This is a genomic window from Chitinophaga sp. (genome assembly GCF_036566945.1).
Lineage (GTDB): Bacteria > Bacteroidota > Bacteroidia > Chitinophagales > Chitinophagaceae > Chitinophaga.
Genome location: NZ_DATCVJ010000337.1, coordinates 1 through 8,602, shown reverse-complemented (window position 1 = coordinate 8,602; position 8,602 = coordinate 1). Strand labels below are relative to the sequence as shown.

Genomic DNA, 8,602 nt, shown 5'->3' with positions numbered 1-8,602 from the left:
CTTTTTATACAACTTTTTCAATCCCACTTACAACCGTTCTGTAACTAGTTTAAACGCTGCTTTTAACATTTTATTATATTAACGTAATAACATTTATGAAATCATTTGCCACCCTTATCAGGGGCAAGTTACATAATTATTATATTAAATTAATAATTTCTTCTATATAATGTACTGGCTTAATGCAATGATAATCTTTACATAAATAGACCAAAGTATCATTTTCCACGGCCCGATCCGTCAGCAACGGGATGTCAGAAATATTTTTTTCTGCGCCTATTAATATTTTATACGGAATAAACCACTTTTGGGTTTCCTGCATTTTCTCTTTAAAATCTTTTCCTATCACTGCCAGCTCCGGGGTTCCTTTTACAAATTGTAATAACTGGCTCGCCCACACGCCAAATGAGGTTGGATAGCGTACTACCGTTTGCGAAAGACTGGAAACGGCTCCTATGCATCTGTCGGCCCATTGCTTATGATCAAAAACAACAGAGAGGTACCAAAGGTTCTGCATCATTACCGCATTCCCGCTGGGAACGGCGCCATCATAGATCTCTTTCTTACGCACAATCACATCATCCTGACCTTCAATGGTATAGTAAAAAAATAATTGGTTTTCATCGCTGAAATGCGCTGTTACAAAAGCGGCAATATCTCTGGCCTGGTACAGATAGGTGGTATTACCGGTGATTTCCTGCAGTGCAATCAATGCCTGGATAAGACATGCATAGTCGTCCAGGAAAGCCGGATACTTTGCCTGTTTATTTTTCCAGGTGTGATAAAAAGCTTGTCCATCTTCTGTTTGACGGAAATTAGCCAGACAGAAATCCATGTTACGGATCGCCATCTGCCGGTATTCTTCTATGCCCAGTGCACCATAAGCTTTACAGCAGGCATGCACCATCATGGCATTCCAGCCCAGCAGAATTTTATCGTCTAACCCGGGCCGGATCCTGTTTGCCCGCACCGCCAGTAGTTTTTCGCGGCAGCCTTTCAGCATGGCGCTAAAGATAGCAGCATCATAGCCCTTCTCTGCAGCAAACTCCAGGAGGGGCTTTTGTACCCATAATATGTTTTGTTCTTCCCAGTTTCCATGCTCGCTTACATCATAATACTCACAGAAAGGCGCTGCCTGTTCTCCCAGTATATGATGTATTTCGGCTTTGCTCCATGTATAAAACTTCCCTTCCACGCCTTCCGAATCCGCATCCAGTGCGGCATAGAAGCCACCTTCCGGGGAAGTCATTTCACGGGAAATATAAGTCAGTGTATCCCTTATCGTTTGCGCATATACGTCGTTGCGGGTCAGCTGATAAGCGTCGCAGAGCACATCTATCAGCAGCGCATTATCGTACAGCATCTTTTCAAAATGTGGCGCCAGCCATTTTTCATCGGTAGAATACCTTGCAAAACCACCGCCTAATTGATCATAGAGTCCTCCCTGCAACATTTTATCCAGTGATAGCAATGCCTGTTGCAGTGCTTCCGGATGGTGCCAGGCATGGTGATGCCGCAGCAAATAAGCGATGGTAAAGGTTTGCGGGAACTTAGGCGCACGACCAAAGCCGCCCCAGGTGGTGTCTGCCTGTTTGAGGATATTCTCACAAATCGTATCACACTGGGCTTTGGTAAATAATTCTTCGCGGGGAATGTTCAGCTCCAGTCCCATCTGTTGCCCAATCTGTGCCGACTGGCTGATGTGTTGTACCAGGTTATCGGCCTGTGTTTCTATTTCCTCCCGCTTTTTATCAAAAGCATCGGAGAGGGAGAGAAGTACATCTGTCCATGAAGGCCGGTTGTAAGCCTGCACCGGCGGGAAATAGGTGCCGCCGTAAAAAGGTTTTTTATCCGGTGTAAGAAAAACATTCAGCGGCCAGCCGCCAGCGCCGGTCATCGCCTGCACAGCATCCATATAAATATGATCCAGGTCTGGTCTTTCTTCCCGGTCTATTTTAATATTAATAAAGTGTTCGTTCATGATGGCTGCGGTAGCCTCATTTTCAAAACTCTCGCGTTCCATTACATGGCACCAATGGCAGGCAGCATATCCAATGCTAACCAATATAGGTTTATCTTCCTTTAATGCCCGCTGCAGGGCTTCTTCTCCCCACGGATACCAATGGACAGGATTATGCGCATGCTGCAACAAATACGGGCTGGTTTCACTGATAAGCTTGTTCATGGACTCCGTTACACGATAGACTGATTGATAGAAAAATCTCTTACAAAGAAATTTATTTTTTCAGGATTACAAAGAAATATTTTTCAAGCTTTTAGCCATTAGCTTTTAGCTTTTAGAAAGCTGCAGGGGGAAACATAAGCCCGGCGTGCATTTTCTGCATGACTGCGCCGCTGTTGCAGTAACAAAAACAGGGATGACATGATGCCATCCCTGCTAAATTTTATGGGCAGAAAAACTGCTTACTTTTTAATTAATGTGGTAAGATACTGTTCCAGCGCGGCTGCCATTGAAGGCGCCTGTGGAAGCGGTGCTTTTACATCCAGTCTTAGTCCTGCTTCTTCAACCGCTGCAGAGGTAGTTGGTCCGAAGGCACCGATATGGGTACCATTCTGCTCAAACCCCGGCATGTTCTCAAACAGTGATTTCACACCTGAAGGACTGAAAAACACGATCATGTCGTAAGTAGTGGCCGCCAATACTTCCTTTACATCTGTAGAAACGGTTTTGTAAAGGGTAGCAGTGGCATATTCACACTTGTTCGCTTTTAACCACTCTTCAATATCTTTTTTCTGGCTATCAGAGCTTGGGAACAGGAATTTTTCATTATCCCGGTGCTTGTTCATTACCTCCAGTACTCCTTTGGTAGAACCATCTGCCCCGTAAAATACCTTCCGCTTACGATAGAGAATGAATTTCTGCAGGTACAACGCTACAGCTTCTGTAATACAAAAGTATTTGCAGTCCTGCGACACTTTCACCTTCATTTCCTCACAGATCCGGAAAAAGTGGTCTACCGAATTACGACTGGTGAAAATCACTGCCGTAAAGCTAAGAATGTCGATTTTCTGTTTTCTGAATTCCTTCGCTGGCAAACCTTCCACCCTAATGAACGGGAAAAAATCCAATTTAATATTGAACTTTTTGGCCAAATCAAAGTAGGGCGACTTTTCTGTTTCAGGCTTAGGTTGAGAAATTAGGATTGACTGAATTTGTTTACCTTGCAAATCTTTTTTTGGCCCGCCTTTTATCATACGTTTTTTGCTCTTGTGTTAACAATAGGCGATAATCAGGGATTACCAGTTAACCAGATATTCTGCAGCACCTTGGTTAATATTAAAACAGGCGCTACTTCGAATGCGCAAAGGTAAAGAAAAAAATGCAATTTACTGAAAGATAGGTACTGCCTAACCAGTGAATAAGATCTAATATACCGGTATATAATGAGTAATACAATAAAGAATAACGATATATACAGGAAAGTTCGGGCAATTTCAGGGGTACAGAAGGCAATTATGACCAAAAAAGGCACCAGCAACACACCCAAAATCTTATTGATGAGGTATAAAATGAAAATGTAGGCATCCGCCAGCTCCGTATTGCCAAATAACCAGCCACAAAAGCGCAGCATCGTGTATTTAAACCCATATACCACTGCCACCAGCACTATTAAGCCCGGAATCAATAACCAGGGCTCTGCCTGCGGAAACACCTGCTGCCGGTATAATACCAGGTAGAAATACAATCCCAGTACAATAGCAAAGAAAATATTCAGCAGCATATTAGGAAAGGGCGACTGCGACAACTGGTCCTTTAACTGCCGCTGGCTCAGCGTAGGATTCAGAAAAGCCCTGAAAAGATCAGCGAAATACTTCTGGTAAAACAAGCGGATCAGGCTCAATACCAATAATACGCCTGCCATTAAATAAATGAGCCAGTCCATATTGCGGTAAGGGCGCACCGGGTTGGTGTCTACAAACGTAGGTCGGCCGGGTTTTAGAAAGATGTTTTCCGCCGCCATCTTTTTCATGTACAGATCGTAGGCCGAGGGAAGCTTTACCTTAGGAATGGCTGCCACGGCGGAACTATCCATTTTATGCTGCGCGGTATCTGACAATAAACGAGTGGTATCTTTTTTAGCGTGCGTAATTAACGGAGCAATAGCGCGGCTGCTGTCTCTTTTAACAGATTGTACCCGTGACGAATCTCTTTTCACTGGTGCGGTACGCACCTTCGGTCGTGTTGAATCGCCTGCCGTATGGGTGATTACCGGCTTTTTCTTTACCACCGGCGCCTTTACGGCAGCGGAATCTGTTGTTTGCGCCAGTATTGGCAAATAACTGAGAGTGAATAACAGCAGTAACCAGTTTCGCACCAGGAAAATATTTTGCAATGACTTTAAAATCGGTTTTTCAATAATACGTCTCTTTCACGCACAAAGGAAACAGTGGCAATTAACGTTGTCCTGTTCACATAACAAAACTGAAACGTAATTTTGACGTTGCAAAGATATTAAAATAGTCCATAGTTGACCCGTAAAACGGCAATGGCAGACCACTATAAAACGCACATGTCCGGAATTTATTTACATATTCCTTTTTGTAAACAGGCTTGTTACTACTGTAACTTCCACTTTTCTACTTCCGTTTCCCGGCAAGGAGCAATGGTAAAAAGTTTGTTGCAGGAAATCACCCTTCAAAAAGATTACCTGGCCGGGGCCCCGGTACACACCATCTATTTTGGTGGCGGCACCCCAAGTTTGTTGCTGGCAGATGAATTACAGGCATTACTGGCCCATTTACGGGCAACCTTTCCAATAGCCGACGACGCTGAAATAACACTGGAAGCTAATCCCGATGATCTCAGCATCGAAAAACTAACTATGCTCAAAGCCGCCGGCATCAACCGCTTGAGCATAGGCATACAGTCATTTCACGAAGCAGATCTCACCTGGATGAATCGGGCCCATAACAGCCGACAGGCATTGGATTGCGTACGACAAGCGCAGGACCTGGGGTTTCAGAACATCACCATTGACCTTATCTACGGCGGTCCTACACTTACCGACGAAGGCTGGGAACAAAATGTAAAACAGGCCATTGCACTGGGCGTCCCACACTTATCCTGCTATGCCCTCACCGTAGAACCGGGTACTGCACTGGATCATTTTATTAAGAAAAAGAAAATGGCGGCCACCGATCCCGATAAAGCAGCACTGCACTTTGAAATGCTGATGGAGCTATTAGGAGCTGCTGGTTATGAACATTATGAAATTTCCAATTTTGCCTTACCGGGATGGCATTCCAAACATAACAGCAGCTACTGGCAGGGCAAATCATACCTCGGTCTGGGCCCATCCGCCCACTCCTTTAACGGCGTATCCAGACAATGGAATATCGCCCACAACACAAAATACATTGATAGTATCACCGAAGGGAAAGTTCCTTTTGAAATAGAATCGCTCACCACCGCCATGCAGTTCAACGAGTATATCATGACGGCCCTGCGTACCTCCGCCGGCTGCAACCTGGAATGGGTAGCAGAAAAGTTCGGCACCACACTCACCACCCATCTGATTGCACATAGCCAACCCTTTATGGTCATGAAGCATATGGAGCGGGCAGGGGAAACATTGCGGCTCACGAAAGCAGGAAGGTTATTTGCAGATGGGATTGCAGCAGAATTATTTATATAGCTTTTAGCTTTTAGCTTTTAGCTTTTAGCTTTTAGAAAAAATGCAGCGGAGAACATAATGTTCATCTTCGCTGCATTTTTTCTAAAAGCTAAAAGCTAATGGCTAAAAGCTGTTTCTACCATCCAAGGATATACGCAAACATCAGTGGCGCTACGATAGTAGCATCTGATTCTACAATAAACTTAGGTGTGTGGATATCCAGTTTACCCCAGGTAATTTTTTCATTAGGAACCGCGCCGGAGTAGGAACCGTAAGAAGTAGTAGAATCTGATATCTGGCAGAAATAACCCCAGAAAGGTACATCTGTCCATTCCAGATCCTGGTACATCATTGGTACTACGCAAATCGGGAAGTCACCGGCAATACCGCCACCAATCTGGAAGAAGCCAACGCCTTTACCAGAAGAGTTTGCACGGTACCATTCAGACAGGTAGATCATGTATTCGATACCGCTTTTCATGGTAGACGTTTTCAGTTCACCTTTGATGCAGTAGGAAGCGAAGATATTACCCATGGTGCTGTCTTCCCATCCTGGAACGATGATAGGAATATTCATTTCTGCAGCGGCAATCATCCAGCTGTTCTTTGGATCAATTTCGTAATGTTCTTTCATTACACCGCTCAGCAGCAATTTGTACATGTATTCGTGCGGGAAGTAGCGCTCACCGCTTTCTTCTGCTTCCTTCCATATTTTGTGGATATGCTTCTGGATGCGACGGAAAGCTTCTTCTTCAGGAATACAGGTGTCTGTAACACGGTTGAAACCCTGTTCCAGCAGATCCCATTCTTCCTGTGGGCTCAGATCGCGGTAGTTAGGCACTCTCTTATAGTGTGTATGTGCTACCAGGTTCATGATATCTTCTTCCAGGTTTGCACCGGTGCAGGAAATGATATCCACTTTACCCTGACGGATCATTTCTGCGAAAGAAATGCCCAGTTCAGCCGTACTCATCGCACCGGCCAATGTCACCATCATTTTACCGCCTTCCAGCAAATGTGTTTCATATCCTTTGGCAGCATCCACCAATGCAGCTGCATTAAAGTGGCGGTAATGGTGCTGGATAAATTGAGAAACGGGTCCCTTGTTCATGTCATTTAATCATTTATACATTAACAGTCTGGCTAATAAAGCCTTAACAGGTGGCAAAGTTAAGATAATTTTGGGAGGGGGCACGGGGTGTGGAAATAAAACAAAAGAGCCCATGGTAATTACCATGAGCCCTGTATTTTTAACACTACTAAAACTAAGCTTTTTTCAGGCGGCTGTGTACTTTAATATTAGCATCTGCATCTGTTTTGATAACTGTCCAGGTATCTGCACTTTCTAAAGTAACAAAATACACTACGTTATCACCGGAATTATATTCCACTACACAATAGATGCTTGTACCAGGATATTTTTTATTCAGTTTACCAGTTACTTTCAATGGCAATTGTTCTGCCTGGAGGTAACGGGAGGTAGCAAGTAAGGTACCATCTTCCTTGAAAAACGCTGTTACCTTGGTATTACTCATCGTAAATTTAGCGGTAAACGTTTTGTTATCATCGGTATACCATTTAACATCGGTAGCTCCGGTGAAAGATTCATTAAACGTACTGTTAATTTTAGTGTTAGCAGTAGTTTCATAAGGGCTTGCGAGAAGCACATTGGCGCTGAGTAAAAGTGCGGCACTTAATAATAAAATAAGCTTTTTCATGGCGGAAAAAATTTATAGTGATTGTAATTTTTTTTGTTTTGTTTGTTTTGTTTGTTTCGATGAGTCAAAGCTACGTCGGGAAGTGGGCAGTGGTCAAGGCATACTTTACTGGTGGAAGTACTTGATAAATTGGAGTATCCGTTAATGAACGTCCGCCTGACCGGTGGCGGACATACGCAGATATAGAGCAGCCATAGTCTGTCTGTTGGTGCCAACTTGCCAATGTTGCATCAGCGAGAGTTAAGAAATTGTTAAAATGGATAAGGTTTTAAAAGAAATATGATATTTTAATGGGAGGTGTGAAAATGCCCATCGTAAACGAGTAAACCCTTCATACCTAAGCCCGAACATGAAAAAATCCTTTGCTGAGTACAGCAACCCTATTAGTATCTGGATTCTTTTGCTCTTCCCGTCTCTCACCAGCATTTATTTAAACCCACACAATGGCGGTATCTGGCAAACAGATAACTTCCGGTTTAGTATGCTCATTATCGCTGCTTTCACGGAAACCCTTCTACTGGGCTACATTTGGGCGATATTTGGTCTGAAGCTGTGTATAGATGAAAGCGGGATTTCTTTCCGGTATCTTTCCTGGCGGTTTCAGTCTGTACATTATGACTGGTCACAGATCAAATCCGCCACTATCGTAGAGTTTGATCCTAAAAAGGATTTCAGCGGATGGCCTGTCCGGAGTAGCAATGCATATGGCAAAGGGTATATTACCCGAGGCAAAAAAGGATTGCTCCTGGAACTGATGAACGGTGAAAAAATGATGATGAGTGTACTGGACACCGAAAAAGCCCTGGAAGCCCTGCAAACTTATGCCGCAAGGCCGCTGATAGCGTAGCCATACAACTAAAGCCATTTAGCATAAATACGTAACTTGAGGCCATGAACCATCTGGCCCATGCTTATCTATCTTTTCGTCAGCCTGACCTGATTACAGGCAATCTGATCGCTGATTTTGTGAAGGGCCGGAAAAACATGGCTGCCTTTGATGTAGGGATACAACAGGGCATTCGTATTCACCGGGCTATTGACACTTTTACCGACCAGCATCCCGTAACGGGCAGGGCTAAACTTTTTTTCCGGCCATCCTGCGGGTTGTATAGCGGCGTGTTTACCGACCTCGTATATGATCATTTCTTAGCGGCTGACCCTGAGCGATTTACGAATGATTCACTGTATTCGTTTGCCCGTTACGTTTATAGCGAGGTAAATCAGCGGGCAGCGCAGCTACCACCGGAT

8 protein-coding genes are annotated in these 8,602 nt (G+C 44.1%); 3 read left to right on the top strand and 5 right to left on the bottom strand.

Annotation, left to right across the window (positions count from 1 at the left end):
* Positions 1–139: 139 nt before the first annotated feature.
* The 3 genes from VIP81_RS10025 to VIP81_RS10015 form a co-directional block, all read right to left on the bottom strand.
* Entirely contained in the window at positions 140–2,185 is a 2,046-nt protein-coding gene (locus tag VIP81_RS10025; protein ID WP_331959315.1) for a thioredoxin domain-containing protein, read from the bottom strand.
* 239 nt (positions 2,186–2,424) lie between these two features.
* Positions 2,425–3,216, bottom strand: a complete 792-nt coding sequence (locus VIP81_RS10020; RefSeq protein WP_331959312.1) for a uroporphyrinogen-III synthase — start codon at positions 3,214–3,216, stop codon at positions 2,425–2,427.
* 35 nt (positions 3,217–3,251) lie between these two features.
* The gene (locus tag VIP81_RS10015; protein ID WP_331959309.1) at positions 3,252–4,337 is read right to left on the bottom strand and encodes a DUF4271 domain-containing protein; all 1,086 of its coding nucleotides are present in this window, start codon (positions 4,335–4,337) and stop codon (positions 3,252–3,254) included.
* Positions 4,338–4,532: 195 nt separating this feature from the next.
* Here VIP81_RS10015 and hemW point away from each other — a divergent pair, with 195 nt between their 5' ends.
* Entirely contained in the window at positions 4,533–5,657 is a 1,125-nt protein-coding gene (gene hemW, locus VIP81_RS10010; RefSeq protein WP_331959306.1) for a radical SAM family heme chaperone HemW, read from the top strand.
* A gap of 115 nt (positions 5,658–5,772) precedes the next feature.
* On the opposite strand, the gene VIP81_RS10005 is transcribed toward hemW, so the two are convergent.
* Positions 5,773–6,747 carry a deoxyhypusine synthase family protein gene (locus VIP81_RS10005; RefSeq protein ID WP_133806957.1) on the bottom strand — a complete coding sequence of 325 codons (975 nt, stop codon included), beginning with the start codon at positions 6,745–6,747 and terminating at the stop codon, positions 5,773–5,775.
* A gap of 154 nt (positions 6,748–6,901) precedes the next feature.
* The gene (locus VIP81_RS10000) at positions 6,902–7,354 is read right to left on the bottom strand and encodes a hypothetical protein (RefSeq protein WP_331959301.1); all 453 of its coding nucleotides are present in this window, start codon (positions 7,352–7,354) and stop codon (positions 6,902–6,904) included.
* 349 nt (positions 7,355–7,703) lie between these two features.
* Here VIP81_RS10000 and VIP81_RS09995 point away from each other — a divergent pair, with 349 nt between their 5' ends.
* Together VIP81_RS09995 and VIP81_RS09990 are read left to right on the top strand one after the other, a co-directional pair.
* The gene (locus tag VIP81_RS09995; protein ID WP_331959298.1) at positions 7,704–8,201 is read left to right on the top strand and encodes a hypothetical protein; all 498 of its coding nucleotides are present in this window, start codon (positions 7,704–7,706) and stop codon (positions 8,199–8,201) included.
* A gap of 44 nt (positions 8,202–8,245) precedes the next feature.
* A partial coding sequence (locus VIP81_RS09990) for an ACP phosphodiesterase (RefSeq protein ID WP_422653328.1) occupies positions 8,246–8,602 on the top strand: 357 nt, incomplete at its 3' end.

Bases quoted from the DNA above. Each gene is read 5' to 3' on its own strand.
- VIP81_RS10020 (WP_331959312.1), bottom strand. From the start codon at position 3,216: ATGATAAAAGGCGGGCCAAAAAAAGATTTGCAAGGTAAACAAATTCAG.
- VIP81_RS10005 (WP_133806957.1), bottom strand. From the start codon at position 6,747: ATGAACAAGGGACCCGTTTCTCAATTTATCCAGCACCATTACCGCCAC.
- hemW (WP_331959306.1), top strand. From the start codon at position 4,533: ATGTCCGGAATTTATTTACATATTCCTTTTTGTAAACAGGCTTGTTAC.
- VIP81_RS10000 (WP_331959301.1), bottom strand. From the start codon at position 7,354: ATGAAAAAGCTTATTTTATTATTAAGTGCCGCACTTTTACTCAGCGCC.
- VIP81_RS09995 (WP_331959298.1), top strand. From the start codon at position 7,704: ATGAAAAAATCCTTTGCTGAGTACAGCAACCCTATTAGTATCTGGATT.
- VIP81_RS10025 (WP_331959315.1), bottom strand. From the start codon at position 2,185: ATGAACAAGCTTATCAGTGAAACCAGCCCGTATTTGTTGCAGCATGCG.